The following is an 18,135-nucleotide window of genomic DNA, read 5'->3' as shown; positions in this document are numbered from 1 at the left end:
CGGCGGGGGAGGTGACGGCCGCGGTGTTGGAGACGCCGCCGTGGCCGGTGAACGTCAGCCGGGCGCCGGCCGAGGCCGTGGCCGCCCTGGCCGAGGCGCTCGCGGCGGACGATCCCGCGCCCGCCGAGGCACTCCTGCCGCGCGAGGACGGCGACGCGTTCGCCGCGGCCTGGCACGCCCGCACCGGCCGCCGGCCCGACGTCCACCACGAGACACGGCTCTACCGGCTGGCCGCACTCCGCCCGCCACAGGTGCCGCCGCCCGGCCGGAGCCGGGCCGCGACGCCCGAGGACCGGGCGCTGCTGATCGACTGGACCGACGGCTTCCTCCACGACGTCGGCGACGCGGGCGCCAGCCCGCAGGCCGTCGCCGCGCTCGTCGACGACCGGCTCGCGCACCGCGGCGTCGACATCTGGACGGCGCCCGACGGCGCCCCCGTCGCCATGGCCCACCTCACCCGGCTGGTCGCCGGGCAGGCCAGGGTCGCCAACGTCTACACCCCGCCGGAACACCGCGGCCACGGCTACGCGTCGGCGCTGACCGCCGCCGTCAGCCGGCGCGCGCTGGACGCCGGGGCGGGCGAGGTGGTGCTGTTCACCGACCTCGCCAACCCGACGAGCAACGCCATCTACCAGCGCATCGGCTACCGCCCGGTGCTCGACCGGGTCGCGCTGCGGCTCTAGGACGCCGCGCCTCCAGAAGACCTGGCCCGGCGGTTACCGGGCCTGGCGGGGACCAGCCCCTACAGTCGGGCCCATGGCACGCACCCGGCTGTACCGCGGTGGCTCCCTCGTCCGGGAGGACTTTCCAGTACACGACATCTCCGAGTGCCTGGCCGACCCCGACTCGGTGGTCTGGCTGGATCTCCACCAGCCGGGCCGCGAGGTGCTCGACCGGGTCGGCCAGGCGTTCGGCATCCACGAGCTGGCCCTGGAGGACGCGGGCAAGGAGGGGCAGCGGCCCAAGATCGACCGCTACCACGCGCACGAGTTCCTGAGCGCCTACGGCGTCGCCATGGACGAGCGGAGCGGCGAGCTCGTGACGAGCGAGCTCGCCGTCTTCGTCACCCCCCAGGCGCTGATCACCGTCCGCAAGGACGACGGGATCGACATGGGCGACGTGCTGGCCCGCTGGGACGACGCGCCGGAACTGACCGCGCAGGGCGTCGGCTTCCTGCTCCACGGCCTGCTCGACCACCTGGTGGACGGCTACTTCGTCGCCGTCCAGCAGCTCGACGACAACATCGAGGGCCTGGAGGACCTGCTCTTCTCCGAGGGGCCGAGGGTGGTCAGGGACGTGCAGCGGCGCGCCTACGAGCTGCGCAAGTCGCTGGTCGGGTTCCGCCGGGTGGTGCTGCCGATGCGCGAGGTCATCAACACGCTGATGCGGCCGACGCTCCACGTCGTCACCGAGCCGCTGATGCCGTACTACCAGGACGTCTACGACCATGTGCTGCGGGCCACCGAGTGGACGGAGTCGCTCCGGGACCTGGTCGGCTCGGTGATGGAGACCAACCTCGCCGTCCAGGCCAACCGGATGAACGAGATCATGAAGCAGGTGACCAGCTGGGCGGCGATCATCGCCGTGCCCACGGCGATCACCGGTTTCTACGGCCAGAACCTGCCGTATCCGGGCTTCGACGACCATGTCGGGCTGCTGACGTCGTCGGCCCTGATCGTCGTCATCACGGTGCTGTTGTTCTTCGCCTTCAAGCGGCAGGACTGGCTGTGAACGGCGGTCGGGCGGGCGGCCGGCGCGCCCGGCCGCGAGGGGCCGGGCGCGCGGTGGACGGGGCCGTCAGAACACGAAGGGGGCGGCGGCCAGATAGGGCAGGCTGCCCGCCAGCACGCCGGCGAACACGACGGTCGCCGTCATCGTGCCGGCGCCGTCCCTCAGGCGGGCCAGCAACCCGGTGGCCACCAGGCCGAGGGAGCCGATCAGCAGTTCGTAGATGGCGAACAGCGGAGAGGCGAGCACGGCGAGCACCAGCGTGGCACCGAAGAGAGCCAGCGTGCGCCGCGAGGTCCTGTTGTCCAGCCTGTTGTCCAGCCTGTTGTCCAGCGCGTGGTCCATGACGGAACTCCTCTGCACAGCCGGGTGATTGACCGGTCCTGTGATCACTGTCTCCCCCGGATCGGACCGCTCCATGCGGTGCTTCGAACATGAGCGAACTGGCAAGAGAACGTGATCACCTCGTGTCCTTCCCTGGCGTCCTGTTGTCATGCGTGGGAAGCGCGACGGATGTCGGCGATCCCCTTTCCCCTGTTGAACCCGGTTTTCCCGAAGGGACTTCCCTCGTGACCCGTGCGACCGACGCCCTCTGGGCCGGCGAGTCCACCTGGTTCTGCTGCGGCCCGTCCTGGGGCCCCTGCGGCTCGGCGGGCGGCGGCGCCTGCGGCGACTGCCGGGCCGACGGCAACCACGCCGCCTGGCCCCATCTCTCCGAGTCGTGCTGGGAGCTGACCCGGCCCGACCTCTGCGGCGAGCACGACCTCCCCCGGCGCGGCTGCGGCTCGGTGCTGACGGTCAGCCACCAGTGCACGGCTGCCGCCGTCACCGTCACGATCAGCGACTGCGGTCCCCGCACCCACGAGTTCTGCGGCGAGGGGGTGTGCTGCGACGGCGTCTGCCTGACCAACCGGGTGCTCGACCTCACCCCGGCCGCCTTCGCCGCCATCGGCAGCCTCGACTCGGGCGTGCTGCCCGTCGTCATCACCGAGTAGCGGGGGACGAACCGTCATGGTGAGCCCGACATCCCGACCTGACACCGCGCCGCCCCGCCGCCTCGGCCGGCGCGGCTTCCTCGGCTCGGCGGCGCTCGGCGGCGCCACCATCGTCGGCGCCTCCTCGCTGGGCGCCCTGGACGCGGACGCCGCCTTCGCGGCGCGCGGCCCCGCCCTCGACCCGGCCGTCACCGGCGTCTTCGTGGCGGGCCGGATCGGCGCCGTCCGGGGCACCCTGCTGTACGTGGCCGGCGGGTCGGGCGCGACCCACCACGTCCGACTCACCAACGCCACCAGCGTCTGGAAGGCCCGCCCCACCACCGCCGACGCCGTCGAGGTCGGCGACGGCCTCTACGCGCGGGGCGTGCCCATGCCGGACGGCTCCGTCGCCGCCGACGCCGTCTGGGTCAACATCGTCAACCTCCGCACCGAGATCCGCGGCCTCCGGCGGAGCCGGATCCACCTCGTCCACCACCACCGCGAACTCGTCGGCCACACCGGCCCGGAGACCGCCGCCCGCTACGCCGGCGGCGCGCTCACGCCCGACCTCGGCAGGCTGCGCATCGGCCAGCGCGCCCAGGTGCTCGGCGCCTGGCGGCCGGGCGACGGCTCGGTCGACGTGATCCGCGTCACCGTCGGCCACTGAGGCAGGGGAGCCGACCATGTCCTGGATCGAGCCGGTCGCGGCGCTCTGCCCGCCGCTGGTCGCCGCGGCGCTCGCCGCGACCGGCGCCGCCAAGCTGTTCGCCGGCCGCCGGCTGCCCGCCAGGGCGGCCGGAACCGCCCTGCCCCGGCTGGTCGGTGGGCCGCGCCGGGCCGCCGGCGTGCTCCGCGCCACCGGCGCCGCCGAGCTGGCCCTCGCGTGCTGGCTGCTCGCCGGGCCCGGCCGGGCGGCGGCCGGCGTGGCGACGGCCCTGCTCGGCGTGGGCTTCCTCGGCTATCTGACCGTGGCCAGGGTGGCGGCACCCGGGTCGTCCTGCGGCTGCGCCGCGAACGACCGGGCGCCGATCTCCTGGCGAGCGTTCGTCAGGGCCGGGGCCGTGACGCTCGCCGGCGCCGGCGCCGCGCTGGCCACCACGCCCTGGTGGACGGCGGTCGCCCACCACCGGGTCGCCGCCGGTGCGGCGCTCGCCCTCGGCGTCGCGCCGCTCTGCCGGCGCCCGGCCGGCCGGGCGCTCGGCCGGCTCAGGGGGCGGCTGTTCGGCAGCCCGCCGGCCGCGCCCGCCCGGGCCGGCGGCCCGGTGCCGTTCGCCGCGTCCGTCGAGCTGCTGGAGCGCTCCCGCGCCTGGGAGACGGCGGCGCCGCTGATCAGGTCGGGGCTGCTCGACCACTGGGAGGAGGACGGCTGGCGGATCCTGCACTACGCCGGCGCCCGACCCGACCCCGACCGCGGCGGCGAGCGACCGGTCTCCGTGGTCTTCGCGCTGGACGCCACCGCCGACCTGGACCGCCCGCTCGGCCAGGCGATCCGGATCGGCGTGGTGGACCGGGAGACCGACCGGGTGCTCACCGGTGAACTGCTCACCGGCGAACCGCCCGACGGCTGAGGCCCGACGGCTCAGGCCCGGCGACCGGGCCACCCGGCGGCCCGGCGGCTCAGATGTTGCGGAAGGTCTCGATCTGGGCGCCCACCGAGTTCAGCCGTTCCGCCAGGTCCTCGTAACCACGGTTGATCACGTAGACGTTGCGCAGCACCGAGGTGCCCTCGGCCGCCATCATCCCCAACAGGACGACCACGGCGGGCCGCAGTGCCGGCGGGCACATCATCTCGGCCGCCCGCCACCGGGTGGGGCCCTCGACCAGCACCCGGTGCGGGTCGAGCAACTGGAGCCGGCCGCCCAGCCGGTTGAGATCGGTGAGGTAGATCGCCCGGTTGTCGTAGACCCAGTCGTGGATCAGCGTCGAGCCGTGCGCCGAGGCCGCGATCGCGGCGAAGAACGGCGCGTTGTCGATGTTGAGGCCGGGGAACGGCATCGGGTGGATCTTGTCGATCGGCGCCTCCAGCTTGGAGGGGCGCACGGTCAGGTCGGCCAGCCGGGTGCGGCCGTTGTCCGCCTTGTACTCGGGGCCCAGGTCGTGGTCCAGGCCCATGCCCTCCAGCACCGCGAGCTCGATCTCCAGGAACTCCAACGGCACCCGGCGGATCGTCAGCTCCGACTCGGTGACGACGGCGGCCGCGATCAGGCTCATCGCCTCCACCGGGTCCTCGGAGGGCGAGTAGTCCACGTCGCGGTCGATCTCCGGCACGCCGTGCACGGCCAGCGTGGTGGTGCCCACGCCGTCGATCCGCACCCCCAACTGCTCCAGGAAGAAGCACAGGTCCTGGACCATGTAGTTGGACGACGCGTTGCGGATCACCGTGACCCCGTCGTGCCGGGCGGCGGCGAGCAGCGCGTTCTCGGTGACGGTGTCGCCGCGCTCGGTCAGCACGATCGGCCGCTCGGGGGCGATCCCGCTGTTGACCGTGGCGTGGTACATCCCCTCGGTGGCCGTGACCTCGAGGCCGAACCGGCGCAGCGCCATCATGTGCGGCTCGACGGTGCGGGTGCCCAGGTCGCAGCCGCCCGCGTAGGGGATCTTGAAGCGATCCATGCGGTGCAGCAGCGGGCCGAGGAACATGATGATGCTGCGGGTGCGGAGCGCCGCCTCCTTGTCGATGGCGTCCAGGTCGAGCTCGGCCGGCGGCACGATCTCCAGGTCGGCGCCCTCGTTGATCCACCGGGTGCGCACCCCGATCGAGTTGAGCACCTCGAGGATGCGGAAGACCTCCTCGATCCTGGCCACCCGGCGCAGCACCGTGCGGCCGGAGTTGAGGAGGCTGGCGCAGAGCAGGGCGACGCAGGCGTTCTTGCTCGTCTTGACGTCGATGGCCCCGCTCAACCGGCGCCCGCCGACGACCCGCAGGTGCATCGGGCCGGCGTAGCCGAGCGAGACGATCTCGCTGTCCAACGCCTCGCCGATGCGGGCGATCATCTCAAGGCTGATGTTCTGGTTGCCTCGTTCGATGCGGTTGACCGCGCTCTGGCTGGTGCCGAGTGCCTCCGCGAGCTGGAGTTGCGTCCAGCCACGATGCTGACGTGCGTCCCGGATGAGCTGTCCGATCCGGGCGAGGTAGTCGTCGATCATGTGCACGAGTCTATCTCAGATATGAGATGTCGCCGCGCGAGATCGGCTGTTCGAGTGAGGGCGCGGCTCCCCGGGTATGGTTAGATTGTTCTATCCTAATGCGAACAAGAGGGGGGATCTGCCATGAGCACCGCACGACGAGTCGCCGTGGTCGCCGTGCCGTTCGGCCTCGCCGCCGTGGCCTACGGCGCCGTCTTTCTGGCGAACCAGGACCGGTTGCCCGAGCGGCTCGCCACCCACTTCGGGAGCGGCGGTGAGGCCGACGGCTACCTGAGCCGGGCCACCGCGCTCTGGTTCGGCGGCGGCATGCTGCTCGGCCTGGGGCTGCTGTTCAGCCTGATGCTGCTGCGGGCGAAGGATGCCTCCGGGCAGCGCCTGACCGCGGCGGTGGGCGCCGGCATGGCCGTCACACTCGGGTATCCGCTGGTCATGACCGTGCTGATCAACACGGACGTCTCGGACCCGGCGGCGGCACGGCTGCCGATGTGGCATGTGGCCGTGCTGCTGCTGGCCGGCCTCGCGGTCGGCGGTCTGGCCTGGTGGGTCGTCGGGCCCGGCGCGTCGAACGCGGCGGAGCCGCCGGTTCCCGCCCTGGCGCTGGCCGAGGGCGAGTCGGCGTCCTGGAGCCGGACCATGGTCTCCCGGGTCGTCCTCGTCGCCGCCGGCGCCGGCGCCCTCGGGGGGATGCTGGTGGTGCTGTTCGGCCCGCCGTGGGCCGGGCTCGTGCCGCTCGTCGTCGCCCTGTTCTGCGCCGTGTCCGCCAGCGTGCGGGTCACCGTCGACCGGCACGGCCTGGCGGTCGGCTCGACGCTGTTGCCCCGGCCCCGGCTCGCCGTCCCGCTCGACCGCATCGTGAGCGCCACCAGCGTCGAGGTCAACGCGGCGGCGGACTTCGGTGGTTGGGGCTACCGGATCCGCCCGGGACGACGCGGGGTGGTGCTGCGCTCGGGCGAGGCGCTGTCGGCCCGGCTGACCGGCGGGCGCGAGTTCGTGGTCACCGTCGACGACTCGACCACCGCCGCCGCGCTGCTCAACGGGCTGCGCGACCGTCACGAGGGGACGCGCGGCTGACATGTTGTTCCGTGTGAGCCCCCGCTCGCCCGTGCCGCTGGGCGAGCAGATCGCGGCCTGTGTGCGGGGCGCGATCGCCGACGGCGCGGCGCTCCCCGGCGAGCGGCTGCCGGCGGCCCGCGAGGTCGCCGAGTCGCTCGGCGTCAACGTGCACACCGTGCTGCGCGGCTACCAGCGGCTCCGCGACGAGGGCCTGATCGAACTGCGGCGCGGCCGGGGCGCGGTGGTCACCGCCGCCCCCGGCGCGGCGAAGCGGGCCCGGCTCGCCGAGGGCGTCCGCGCGCTCGTCGCCGACGCCCGCGAACTCGGCCTCACCGACGAGGAGTTCCTGGCCCTGCTCCGGGGCGCCCTGGCCGTCACCGAGCGGCCGGCCGACGCCCGCGGTGCCGAACTCTAGGCTGGCGGCATGGCGACGTACGCCGCGCTGCTGCGCGGGATCAACGTGGGCGGGCACCGCAAGGTCCCGATGGCGGAGCTGCGGCGGCTGCTGACCGGGCTCGGCCACGGCGCGGCGCGCACCCATCTGCAGAGCGGGAACGCGGTGTTCACCGCGCCGGCCACCGACCCCGCCGCGTTGTCCGGCGCGCTGGAGGACGCGATCGCCGAGCGGTTCGGATTCCGGGTCGACTGCCTGGTGCTCGGCCGCGACGAACTGCGGGCCGCCGTCGAGCGGTGCCCGTTCCCCGCCGCCGAACTGGACCCGGCCAGGCTCGTGGTCGTCTTCCTCACCCGCGCGGCGGCCGACCACCCGCTCGCGGACACGGACCCGGAGCGCTGGGCGCCCGACGAGTTGCGGGTCGGCGAGCGGGAACTGTTCGCCTGGTTCCCCGACGGGATGGGCCGCAGCAGGCTCGGCGAGGCGTTGTCCAGGCCGGGCCGCGACGTCACCGCCACCGCCCGCAACTGGCGCACCGTGACCACCCTCGTCTCGCTCACCGACCAGCTGGCCGCGGACGACCGGAGCGACGGCTGAGGCCGAGCCCCGTGCCGGGCCTCGTGCCGGGCCCTCCGCCGATGCCGTTTCGGCGGTCCTGGCATGCCTGTACATGCCGCTGGCGCGGCCATGTACTAGAGTTATCTCGACATCGAGATATCTGGTGACGGCGCGGCGCGTGCCGCCTCGCGGCCCGGGCAGGCTACTTAGGCTCACCTTACCAAGCCTTCCCGGGGTGCGGACGGCAGCATTGCGGCAGAAACGCGCGAACACATGTGTTGAAGGAGACAGTCGTGTCGGCGAACAGCTTCGACGCCCGCAGCACGCTGCGGGTCGGCGACGAGTCGTACGAGATCTTCCGGCTGGACAAGGTGGCGGGCTCCGCCCGGCTGCCGTACAGCCTGAAGGTGCTGCTGGAGAACCTGCTCCGTACCGAGGACGGGGCCAACATCACGGCGGACCACATCCGCGCCCTCGGCGACTGGGACGCGACCGCCCAGCCGAGCCAGGAGATCCAGTTCACGCCCGCCCGCGTGATCATGCAGGACTTCACCGGCGTGCCCTGCGTGGTGGACCTGGCCACGATGCGCGAGGCCGTCCGCGACCTGGGCGGCGACCCGGCGCGGATCAACCCGCTCGCCCCGGCGGAGTTGGTCATCGACCACTCCGTCATCGCCGACAAGTTCGGCACCCCGGACGCCTTCCAGCAGAACGTCGAGCTCGAGTACGGCCGCAACCGCGAGCGCTACCAGTTCCTGCGCTGGGGCCAGACCGCGTTCGACGAGTTCAAGGTCGTCCCGCCCGGCACCGGCATCGTCCACCAGGTAAACATCGAGCACCTGGCCCGTACCGTGATGGTCCGCAACGGCCAGGCGTACCCGGACACCCTCGTCGGCACCGACTCGCACACCACCATGGTCAACGGCCTCGGCGTGCTCGGCTGGGGCGTCGGCGGCATCGAGGCCGAGGCCGCCATGCTCGGCCAGCCGGTCTCCATGCTGATCCCGCGCGTCGTCGGCTTCAAGCTCACCGGCGAGCTGCCCACCGGCACCACCGCCACCGACCTGGTGCTCACCATCACCGAGATGCTGCGCCGGCACGGCGTGGTCGGCAAGTTCGTCGAGTTCTACGGCGAGGGTGTGGGGGCCATCCCGCTGGCCAACCGCGCCACCATCGGCAACATGTCGCCGGAGTTCGGCTCCACCGCGGCCACCTTCCCGATCGACGCCGAGACCATCGGCTATCTGCGGCTCACCGGCCGCGACGCGCAGCAGCTCGCGCTCGTCGAGGCGTACGCCAAGGAGCAGGGCCTCTGGCACGACCCGGCCCACGAGCCCGAGTACTCCGAGTACCTGGAGCTCGACCTCGCCACCGTGGTCCCCTCGATCGCCGGCCCCAAGCGCCCCCAGGACCGGATCGCGCTCTCCGACGCCAAGGCCAAGTTCAGCGACGACGTGCGCGTCTACGTGCCCGCCACCGACGTCGACGAGGCCGGCAAGGAGTCCTTCCCCGCCTCCGACGCGCCGGCCGTCAGCAACAGCGCGCCCAGCAAGCCGGTCACGGTCACCGCCGCCGACGGGAGCACGTTCCAGATCGACCACGGCGCCGTCACCGTCGCCGCCATCACCTCCTGCACCAACACCTCCAACCCCTCCGTCATGGTGGGCGCGGCGCTGCTGGCCAAGAAGGCGGTGGAGCGCGGCCTGACCCGCAAGCCCTGGGTCAAGACCACGCTGGCGCCCGGCTCCAAGGTCGTCATGGAGTACTACGACCGCGCCGGCCTCACGCCCTACCTGGACAAGCTCGGCTTCAACCTGGTCGGCTATGGCTGCACCACCTGCATCGGCAACTCGGGCCCGCTGCCCGAGGAGATCTCGCAGGCGGTCAACGACAACGACCTGGCCGTGGTCTCCGTGCTCTCCGGCAACCGCAACTTCGAGGGCCGGATCAACCCGGACGTCAAGATGAACTACCTGGCGTCCCCGCCGCTGGTGGTCGCCTACGCCATCGCCGGCTCGATGACGATCGACATCACCACCGAGCCGCTGGGCACCGACCCCGACGGCAAGCCCGTCTACCTCAGCGACGTCTGGCCCTCCGAGCAGGAGATCGAGCAGGTCGTCGCCTCCGCCATCGGCCAGGAGATGTTCGGCCAGAGCTACGCCGACGTCTTCGCCGGCGACGCCCAGTGGAACGCGCTGGCCATCCCCACCGGCTCCACCTTCGAGTGGGACACCGAGTCCACCTACGTCCGCAAGCCCCCGTACTTCGAGGGCATGGCCATGGACCCGGAGCCGGTCGTCGACATCGCCGGCGCCCGCGTGCTGGCCAAGCTCGGCGACTCGGTCACCACCGACCACATCTCACCCGCCGGCGCCATCAAGGCCGACACCCCGGCCGGCCAGTACCTCACCGAACACGGTGTCGTCCGCCGCGACTTCAACTCCTACGGCTCGCGGCGCGGCAACCACGAGGTGATGATCCGCGGCACCTTCGCCAACATCCGGCTGCGCAACCAGATCGCGCCCGGCACCGAGGGCGGCTACACCCGCGACTTCACCCGGGACGGCGGACCGGTCTCCTTCATCTACGACGCGTCGAGCAACTACCAGGCCGCCGGCGTGCCCCTGGTCGTGCTGGCCGGCAAGGAGTACGGCTCGGGCTCGTCCCGCGACTGGGCGGCCAAGGGCACCGCGCTGCTCGGCGTCCGCGCCGTGATCGCCGAGTCCTACGAGCGCATCCACCGCTCCAACCTGATCGGCATGGGCGTGCTGCCGCTCCAGTTCCCCGCCGGCCAGAGCGCGGACTCGCTCGGCCTCACCGGCGAGGAGACCTTCTCCTTCAGCGGCGTCACCGCGCTCAACGACGGCGGCACCCCGGAGACCGTCAGGGTCGGCACGGACACCGGCGTGGAGTTCGACGCCGTGGTGCGCATCGACACCCCCGGCGAGGCGGACTACTACCGCAACGGCGGGATCATGCAGTACGTGCTGCGTTCCCTGATCCGTAAGTAAGATCGACAATTCAAGATCCACAATTCAAGATCAACAGGCGACCGCGGACAATCGGTCGGACGACATAGGCGCATCCGTCGCCACAAAGTCGTCAAACGCACGGGCCGCCCTCCTTTTTCCGGAGGGCGGCCCGTGTCGTGTGTCGTGGAGATCTCAACTCGGAAAAGCCTCCCACGATCGGGGTACGCGATCTTCCAAGCCCGAGTGAATTGGACTATACCTGTCGAGATCCGATCGGCCTCCACCGTCTGATCCCTCTCGAAGGCGAGGACTTGAACATGCATTCCGGTCCATATCTCAACCGCCGTTCCCTGATCAGAGGCTCCGCCGCCGCGGGGTTGTTCGCCGTCCCGGCGGTCGGCGCGCTCACCTCCTGCGCCAGCGGAGGCGGCAGCGACGACGGCGAAGGCGCCGAGCGCGGAGAGAGCACCACCGACAACCCGTTCGGCGTCGACGCCGACACCGAGCTGGAGGTCGTCATCTTCGACGGCGGCTTCGGCGACCAGTACGCGATCGACGCCGAGGCCCTCTACCAGCAGCGGTTCGGCACCGTCGACCACACCAAGACGCAGGAGATCCAGTCCCTGCTCCAACCCCGCATGGTGCAGGGCGACCCGCCGGACGTCATCGACAACTCCGGCGCCCAGGCGATGGACATCGCCGCCCTGATCCGCAACGACCAGGTGCACGACCTCACCGAACTGCTCGACGCGCCCTCGCTCGACGACCCGTCCGTCACCGTCCGGGACACCCTGATGCCCGGCACCGTCGAGATGGGCCAGTTCGGCAGCGAGTCCTGCTACCGCCTCAACTACGCGCTGCACGTCTACGGCCAGTGGTACTCGCGCACCGCGCTGGAGCGGATCGGCGCCGAGTACCCGCAGACCTGGGACGAGATGCTGGCCGTCTGCGAGGCCGCCAAGCGCGAGGGCATCGCCGGCTGGACCTACACCGGCGTCTATCCCTACTACCTCCAGTTCACCCTCTACCCGTTCATCGCCAAGATCGGCGGTGTCGAGGTCCTCCAGGCCCTCGACAACCTGGAGCCCAACGCCTGGCGCCACGACGCGGTCCGCGCCGCCTTCGAGGCCTACTACGAGCTGACCGCCCGCGGTTACGTGCTGCGCGGCAGCCCCGGCATGACCCACGAGGAGTCCCAGACCGAGTGGACCCAGGGCCGCGCCCTGTTCATCCCCAACGCCACCTGGGTGGAGAACGAGGCCGCGGCCACCACGCCCGACGACTTCGACATGGCCGTCGGCCCGCCCACCGGGCTCGACGCCTCGGACGCCATGCCGTTCGGCACCCTCTGGACCTCGCCAGGCGAGCCCTTCTTCGTACCGGCCGCCGCCGACAACGTCCCGGGCGGCCTGGAGTTCCTGCGCACCATGCTCGGCCGCGAGTCGGCGCGGAACTTCACCGAACTGGTCTCCTCGCTCACCGTGGTGCGCGGCGCCGCCGACGGCCTGTCGCTGCCGCCAGGACTCACCAGCGCCTCCGAGATCCTCAGCGCCGCCGGCGACAACCTCGTCAGCTCCCGGCTGCCCGACTGGTACCGGCAGCTCAACAACGAGGAGATCGGCGGCGCCATGGCCGCCATGATGGCCGGCGAGATCGAGCCCGACGAGGCCATCGACCGCTGCCAGCGCGCCGCCGACGCGACGGCCCAGGACGACTCCATCCAGAAGTTCCAGCACACCTGACCCGCATCCAGGGGGCGGTATGAAGGACTCCCCGCGGGGCCAGGAGCGACTGACCCCCCGCGACAGACTGCTGTTCACGGTGGCGTTCCTCGTGCCGCCCCGGTTCACCCCGGACCGGGTGCGGCGCGACCGCCGCTACCGGAAGCTCGACCAACGCCGGTTCATCGCCTGGTTCCTGGCCCTGCCGCTGCTGGTCTACCTGATCTTCGTCGTCTCGCCGTTCCTGCAGGCGTTCTTCTACTCGCTCACGGACTGGACCGGCTACAGCGCGACCTACACCTTCACCGGGCTCGACAACTACCAACGCATGATCGAGGACGACAAGTTCTGGGACTCGACGGTCAACAGCCTGCTGCTGCTCGTCCTGGCCCCGCTGATCACGCTCGCCCTCGGCCTCTTCCTCGCCTACATGGTCAACGTCGGCGGCCGGCGCGTCGGCGGCGGGGGCGGCGGCGGTGTCCCCGGATCACGCGTCTACAAGGTCGTCTACTTCTTCCCCCAGGTGATCTCCATCGCGGTGATCGCCGTCATCTGGGCCCGCATCTACAGCCCCACCGGGCTGCTCAACGAGGGCCTCGGCGCCGTCGGACTCGGCTCCTGGGAGCGCGAGAGCTGGCTCGGCGGCGAGGTGGCCGTCTGGTGCGTGCTCGCCGTGCTGTGCTGGTCCTTCGTCGGCTTCTACGTGGTGCTGTTCTCCGCCTCCATGAGCTCCATCCCCGGCGAGATCTACGAGGCCGCGCTGCTCGACGGCGCCGGCCGCGCCGTGACCTTCTTCCGGGTGACCCTCCCTCTCACCTGGGACACCGTCCGCACCGGCTGGATCTACATGGGCATCCAGGCGCTCGACGCCTTCGCACTGGTGGACGTGATGGTCCCCGAACACGGCATGGACGTGCTGCCCAGCTACCTCTTCGAGAAGGCGTTCCGCGACGCCCAGGCCGGCTACGCCACCGCCATCGGCGTCGCCCTGTTCCTGCTCACCCTGGTCTTCGCCCTGGTGATGATGCTGGTGGGCCGGCGCGAACGAGTCGAACTGTAGGGCGCGTCGTGCGGCCGTCCCGGGAGATGAGGAGAACCCGAATCGTGAGCGTCACCAGCACCGACCCGCGCCAGGACAGCCCACCCGCGGGACCCGGCGGCGCCGGGCCCCCGACCGACGACGGGCCCGAGCGGCGCGACGTCGCCGGCGGCGTGCTCAACGTCTTCGCCCACTCGTTCCTGGTGCTCTGGGCGTTGATGGCGGCCGGGCCCGTGCTCTGGGTGGTGATCTCCAGCCTCCGCCCGCACGCCGACGTCGTCGCCGACCCCTTCGGCCTGCCCACCGAGCTGAGCTGGGACAACTTCAGCCACGCCTGGACCAACGCGAACATCGGCCGCTACACCGTCAACTCGCTGATCGTCCTCGCCGGTTCGCTGACCGGGACGATGCTGCTCGGCTCCATGGCCGCCTACGTGCTGGCCCGCTACAGCTTCCGCGGCAACCGGGCGGTCTACCTGCTCTTCACCGGCGGGCTGATGTTCCCCGTCTTCCTGGCCCTCGTGCCGCTGTTCTTCGTGCTCAACAACTTCGGCCTGCTCAACACCCGGCAGGGCCTGATCATCGTCTACATCGCCTACTCGCTACCGTTCACCACCTTCTTCCTGGTCTCCTTCTTCCGCACCCTGCCGGGCGGCGTGCAGGAGGCCGCGGCCCTGGACGGCGCCTCGCACACCAGGACCTTCTTCCAGATCATGATGCCGATGGCCAGACCCGGGCTGATCAGCATCGGGATCTTCAACTTCCTCGGCCAGTGGAACCAGTTCGTGCTACCCCGGGTGCTCAACGTCGGCGACTCGGACGACGCCGTGCTGCCCCAGGGCCTCGCCGCGCTGATGGTGCAGCAGGGCTACGAGGGCGACTGGGGCGCGCTCTACGCCGGCGTCACCATGTCGATGCTCCCGGTCCTCGTCGTCTACGTCACCTTCCAACGACAGGTCCAGTCCGGCCTCACCGCCGGAGCGCTCCGCTGAACTCTCCGGTAGTCCGCCTTATCCCACGCCCCGGTGGGGGTGCAAGCGGTTTCCCCGCTGTTCCCCCACACAGGGCCCCGAGTTCATATAGTGGGCGCGGGCCGCGCTGCCGGGGCGGCCGGCGGGTCCACAGCGGTGCCCGCCCGGGAGACCGGAAGTGGAGTGATCCGTGGAGACTCCGGGGTCGCAGTCCTCGTTGCACCGGGCCAATCTGGAGCGCGTGGTCCGCGCCGTGCGCGCGGCCGGCTCGCTGACCCAGGCCGACATCGCGAGAACCACGGGCCTGTCCGCCGCGACCGTCTCCAACATCGTTCGGGAGTTGAAGGGCCTCGGCACCGTCGAGGTGCGCACCACCTCGGCCAGCGGCCGGCGCGCCCGCAGCGTCTCGCTCTCCACCGACGCCGGGATCGTCGTCGGCGTCGACTTCGGCCACTCGCACCTCCGCGTCGCCGTGGGCAACCTGGCCCACCAGGTGCTCGCCGAGGAGGCCGAGCCCTTCGACGTCGACTCCTCGGCCGACCAGGGCTTCGACCGCGCGGAGAAGCTCGTCGGCCGGCTGCTCACCGTGGCCGGCGTCGACCGCGCCAAGATCATCGGCATCGGGCTCGGTGTGCCGGGCCCCATCGACGTGGCCACCGGCGCGCTCGGCTCCACCGCCATCCTCCCCGGCTGGCGCGGCACCAACCCGCGCGAGGAGTTGGAGGCGCGGACGGGCGTGCGGGTCCACGTCGACAACGACGCCAACCTCGGCGCGCTCGGCGAGTACGTGTGGGGGAGCGGCCGCGGCGCGGGCGACCTCGCCTACATCAAGGTGGCCAGCGGCGTCGGCGCCGGCCTGGTCATCGCCGGCCAGATCTACCGCGGCCCCGGCGGCACGGCCGGCGAGATCGGCCACATCACGCTCGACGAGTCGGGCCCCGTCTGCCGCTGCGGCAACCGCGGCTGCCTGGAGACGTTCACCTCGGCCCGGCACGTGCTGCCGCTGCTGCACGCCAGCCACGGCACCGACCTCACCATGAACCGGGTGGTCCAACTCGCCCGCGAGGGCGACCCGGGCTGCCGCCGCGTCGTCGCCGACGTGGGCCGCCACATCGGCACCGGTGTCGCCCAGCTGTGTAACCTGCTCAACCCCAGCCGGGTGGTGCTCGGCGGCGACCTCGCCGAGGCCGGCGAGATCGCGCTCGGCCCGATCCGCGACTCCGTCGGCCGCTACGCGATACCCAGCGCCGCCCGCCAACTCACCCTGGTGCCGGGCGCGCTCGGCGGCCGCGCCGAGGTGCTCGGCGCGCTGGCCCTGGTGCTGCGGGAAATGGGCGACGGAATGCTGCTCGGCCCGGCCTCCTGAGCCGCCGCCCCGAGCGGGCGGGAAACGGGCGCCGGCACGACGCGAAATGCCCGAACGGGCAAGCGAAATGCGAAAGTCGGTCGTTGTTCCCGTGAATTCCGAAGCTAAACAGGCGTGACCCGAGTAATCAAAAGTCTCGGTTCGGTTGACGCATGCTTCAAGTATTGACGACACGAATACCGGGGAGTTAGCTCTCTGCCGACCCGAGGCCGCGGAGTTGCTGCCCTACCGGAAGGCGAAGCCAACACCATGCGTCAATTACTGCGAAGTGCCGCCGTTGGAGTCACGACCGTCGCCCTGGCCGTCGCCCTGGCCGCCTGCGGCGAGGCGGGTGGGGGAGACGACGACGAGACCGACGCCGGCCCCAACGAGGGCGGCGGCACCATCGGTCTGCTGCTCCCCGAGGACGCCACCACCCGCTACGAGGCGTTCGACCGGCCGTACATCACGGCCCAGATCGAGGAACTCTGCGCCGACTGCGAGGTTCAGTACTCCAACGCGCGTGAGGACACCAACACCCAGGGGCAGCAGTTCGAGGCCATGCTGACCTCGGGCGTCGACGTGATCATCCTCGACCCGGTGGACGCCACCGCCACCGCCTCCTGGGTGGAGCAGGCCGCCGCCGAGGGCGTCCCCGTCGTCGCCTACGACCGGCTCGCCGAGGGCCCGATCGACGCGTACGTCTCCTACGACAACCAGCGCGTCGGCGAACTCCAGGGCGAGGCCCTGCTCTCCGCGCTCGGCGACTCCGCCGACGGCGCCAGGGTCGTCATGATCAACGGCTCGCCCACCGACCCCAACGCCGCCCAGTTCAAGGCCGGCGCGCACTCGGTGCTGCACGACGCCGCCGAGGTCGTCTTCGAACAGGACATCCCGGGCTGGGACGCGGCCGTCGCCAACGAGGAGATGAACACGGCCATCGAGTCGGTCGGCGAGGACGGCTTCGACGCCGTCTACGTCGCCAACGACAGCATGGCGGCCGGCGTCCTCACCGCCCTCGACTCCGCCGGCATCACCGACGTCCCGGTCGGCGGCCAGGACGCCGAACTCGCGGGCCTCCAGCGGATCGTGGCCGGCCAGCAGACGTACACCATCTACAAGGCGCTCCGCGAGGAGGCCGAGGCCGCCGCCGAGATGGCGATCCGCCTGCTGCGGGGCGACGCGCTCAACGACCTCGCCCCCGACTCGGTCGACAGCGCCACCAACGAGGGCATCCCGTCCCTCCTCCTCGAACCCGTCGCCGTCACGGTCGACAACATCGCCGACACGGTGATCGCGGACGAGCACTACGCGGTCGAGGACATCTGCACGGCCGAGTACGCGGAGGCGTGCGCCGCCGCGGGGCTGACCTGACGGGTTCGCCCCACCCACCCTTCGCCCCTGGCGGGGCGAGGGCCCAGGTCCGTGGTGGGTGGGCGTCTCCGGTGCGGCTCCGCCGCGTTGGCGGCTCCCGCCGGGCCGCTGCGCGGGCCTGCCCAGCCGGCAGCCGCGGCCGTCGGGGCGCTTCGGCCCGTGGCCGGGGTTCTCCCGCGCGGCTCCGCCGCGCGGGCCTTCGGGCGGCCTTGCCGGCCGGGGACGGCTTGTCGCCGGTCCGGCTCGGCCGGGACCGGATCCGTCCGCGCGCCGCGACGCCCGTGGGGGCGGGGTCGGGACTCCGCCCCACGTCGGATGGGCCCGGCGTGCCGGTCGGCCGCCGCGCGGCCGGTCGTTCCCGCCGGCTTGGCGCCAGCCGGGCCGGGCCTTCGCCACCCGGCCGTGTCGGTGCCGGCCTGCGGCCGGCCGGGCGAGCCTCCGGCTCGTGGCCGGCGGGGGCCCCGGCGGCTCTGCCGCCGAGGCCGGCTGGACCGTTGGGCGGCTTCGCCACCTCGCCCGGCCGGCCGGGCCGGGCCTCCGACCCGTGGCGGCCGCGCCGCCCCGGCGGGGTCGTTCCGGCCTGGGGCCGGTGGCCGGGCCTCCGGCGCGTGGCCGGTGTCGGCTGGGCCGGTGGGCGGCAGTCCGGACGGGGCGTTCGGCGGTCTCGTGCCCGGGCCGCCGGCCCGCGGCGGCGCCGCCCGGGCGGGGGGCGCCTGCGGCGCCTCGGCGGGTGCGTTCGCCCCGTACGGTCCGGTCGGCGCCGACCGGGCCCCCGGCGCGGCCGACCCACTGGACGGGGTCGCCGACTGGGGACCCATCAACACCGCCGCCGGGGTGCTTCAGTTGGTGCCCGTGC

16 protein-coding genes and 1 pseudogene are annotated in these 18,135 nt (G+C 72.2%); 15 read left to right on the top strand and 2 right to left on the bottom strand.

Annotated elements, in window-relative coordinates; genetic code table 11:
* A partial coding sequence (locus E1283_RS12735; protein WP_132818104.1) for a GNAT family N-acetyltransferase occupies nucleotides 1–683 on the top strand: 683 nt, incomplete at its 5' end.
* Between the two features lie 73 nt (nucleotides 684–756).
* Nucleotides 757–1,731, top strand: a complete 975-nt coding sequence (locus E1283_RS12730) for a magnesium transporter CorA family protein (protein ID WP_132818103.1) — start codon at nucleotides 757–759, stop codon at nucleotides 1,729–1,731.
* 66 nt (nucleotides 1,732–1,797) lie between these two features.
* Here the strand turns inward: E1283_RS12730 and E1283_RS12725 are convergent, their stop codons facing one another.
* Complete coding sequence (locus E1283_RS12725) at nucleotides 1,798–2,073, bottom strand: hypothetical protein (protein WP_132818102.1); 276 nt, start codon at nucleotides 2,071–2,073, stop codon at nucleotides 1,798–1,800.
* Nucleotides 2,074–2,297: 224 nt separating this feature from the next.
* Between E1283_RS12725 and E1283_RS12720 the strand changes: the two genes are divergently transcribed.
* Genes E1283_RS12720 through E1283_RS12710 form a run of 3 tightly spaced genes read left to right on the top strand, consistent with a single transcriptional unit; the run spans nucleotide 2,298 to nucleotide 4,270 of the window.
* On the top strand, nucleotides 2,298–2,723 hold the full coding sequence (locus tag E1283_RS12720) for an RlpA-like double-psi beta-barrel domain-containing protein (RefSeq protein WP_132818101.1): 426 nt from the start codon (nucleotides 2,298–2,300) through the stop codon (nucleotides 2,721–2,723).
* A 16-nt stretch (nucleotides 2,724–2,739) separates the two neighbouring features.
* The gene (locus tag E1283_RS12715; protein WP_132818100.1) at nucleotides 2,740–3,369 is read left to right on the top strand and encodes a cell wall protein; all 630 of its coding nucleotides are present in this window, start codon (nucleotides 2,740–2,742) and stop codon (nucleotides 3,367–3,369) included.
* A gap of 16 nt (nucleotides 3,370–3,385) precedes the next feature.
* Complete coding sequence (locus E1283_RS12710; RefSeq protein WP_132818099.1) at nucleotides 3,386–4,270, top strand: MauE/DoxX family redox-associated membrane protein; 885 nt, start codon at nucleotides 3,386–3,388, stop codon at nucleotides 4,268–4,270.
* Nucleotides 4,271–4,319: 49 nt separating this feature from the next.
* Here E1283_RS12710 and E1283_RS12705 read toward each other — a convergent pair whose 3' ends face one another.
* Entirely contained in the window at nucleotides 4,320–5,849 is a 1,530-nt protein-coding gene (locus E1283_RS12705; protein WP_132818098.1) for a helix-turn-helix domain-containing protein, read from the bottom strand.
* A gap of 123 nt (nucleotides 5,850–5,972) precedes the next feature.
* On the opposite strand from E1283_RS12705, the gene E1283_RS12700 reads away from it, so the two are divergent.
* From E1283_RS12700 to E1283_RS38100, 10 genes and pseudogenes are all read left to right on the top strand, one after another.
* Nucleotides 5,973–6,920 carry a DUF1648 domain-containing protein gene (locus E1283_RS12700; protein ID WP_132818097.1) on the top strand — a complete coding sequence of 316 codons (948 nt, stop codon included), beginning with the start codon at nucleotides 5,973–5,975 and terminating at the stop codon, nucleotides 6,918–6,920.
* A gap of 1 nt (nucleotide 6,921) precedes the next feature.
* Nucleotides 6,922–7,317 carry a GntR family transcriptional regulator gene (locus tag E1283_RS12695; protein ID WP_132818096.1) on the top strand — a complete coding sequence of 132 codons (396 nt, stop codon included), beginning with the start codon at nucleotides 6,922–6,924 and terminating at the stop codon, nucleotides 7,315–7,317.
* Between the two features lie 9 nt (nucleotides 7,318–7,326).
* On the top strand, nucleotides 7,327–7,893 hold the full coding sequence (locus tag E1283_RS12690; protein WP_132818095.1) for a DUF1697 domain-containing protein: 567 nt from the start codon (nucleotides 7,327–7,329) through the stop codon (nucleotides 7,891–7,893).
* A gap of 254 nt (nucleotides 7,894–8,147) precedes the next feature.
* A complete protein-coding gene (acnA, locus tag E1283_RS12685; protein ID WP_132818094.1) occupies nucleotides 8,148–10,868 on the top strand; it encodes an aconitate hydratase AcnA in 2,721 nt (906 codons plus the stop codon).
* 278 nt (nucleotides 10,869–11,146) lie between these two features.
* Nucleotides 11,147–12,571: an N-acetylglucosamine/diacetylchitobiose ABC transporter substrate-binding protein gene (gene ngcE, locus E1283_RS12680; RefSeq protein ID WP_132818093.1), complete on the top strand. Its 1,425-nt coding sequence runs from the start codon at nucleotides 11,147–11,149 to the stop codon at nucleotides 12,569–12,571.
* 19 nt (nucleotides 12,572–12,590) lie between these two features.
* Nucleotides 12,591–13,610 carry a carbohydrate ABC transporter permease gene (locus E1283_RS12675; RefSeq protein ID WP_132818092.1) on the top strand — a complete coding sequence of 340 codons (1,020 nt, stop codon included), beginning with the start codon at nucleotides 12,591–12,593 and terminating at the stop codon, nucleotides 13,608–13,610.
* 26 nt (nucleotides 13,611–13,636) lie between these two features.
* A complete protein-coding gene (locus E1283_RS12670) occupies nucleotides 13,637–14,581 on the top strand; it encodes a carbohydrate ABC transporter permease (RefSeq protein ID WP_132818091.1) in 945 nt (314 codons plus the stop codon).
* 169 nt (nucleotides 14,582–14,750) lie between these two features.
* On the top strand, nucleotides 14,751–15,926 hold the full coding sequence (locus E1283_RS12665) for an ROK family transcriptional regulator (RefSeq protein ID WP_132818090.1): 1,176 nt from the start codon (nucleotides 14,751–14,753) through the stop codon (nucleotides 15,924–15,926).
* Between the two features lie 249 nt (nucleotides 15,927–16,175).
* Nucleotides 16,176–17,279, top strand: a complete 1,104-nt coding sequence (locus E1283_RS12660; protein WP_132818089.1) for a sugar ABC transporter substrate-binding protein — start codon at nucleotides 16,176–16,178, stop codon at nucleotides 17,277–17,279.
* Between the two features lie 630 nt (nucleotides 17,280–17,909).
* Nucleotides 17,910–18,135, top strand: a pseudogene (locus E1283_RS38100) (hypothetical protein); the annotation flags it as partial.

Origin of the sequence: Streptomyces hainanensis (assembly GCF_004348415.1) — a bacterium.
Classification (GTDB): Bacteria; Actinomycetota; Actinomycetes; order Streptomycetales; family Streptomycetaceae; genus Streptomyces; species Streptomyces hainanensis.
The sequence above is the reverse complement of the archived record's forward strand: the minus strand, read 5'-3'. Positions and strand labels throughout refer to the sequence as shown.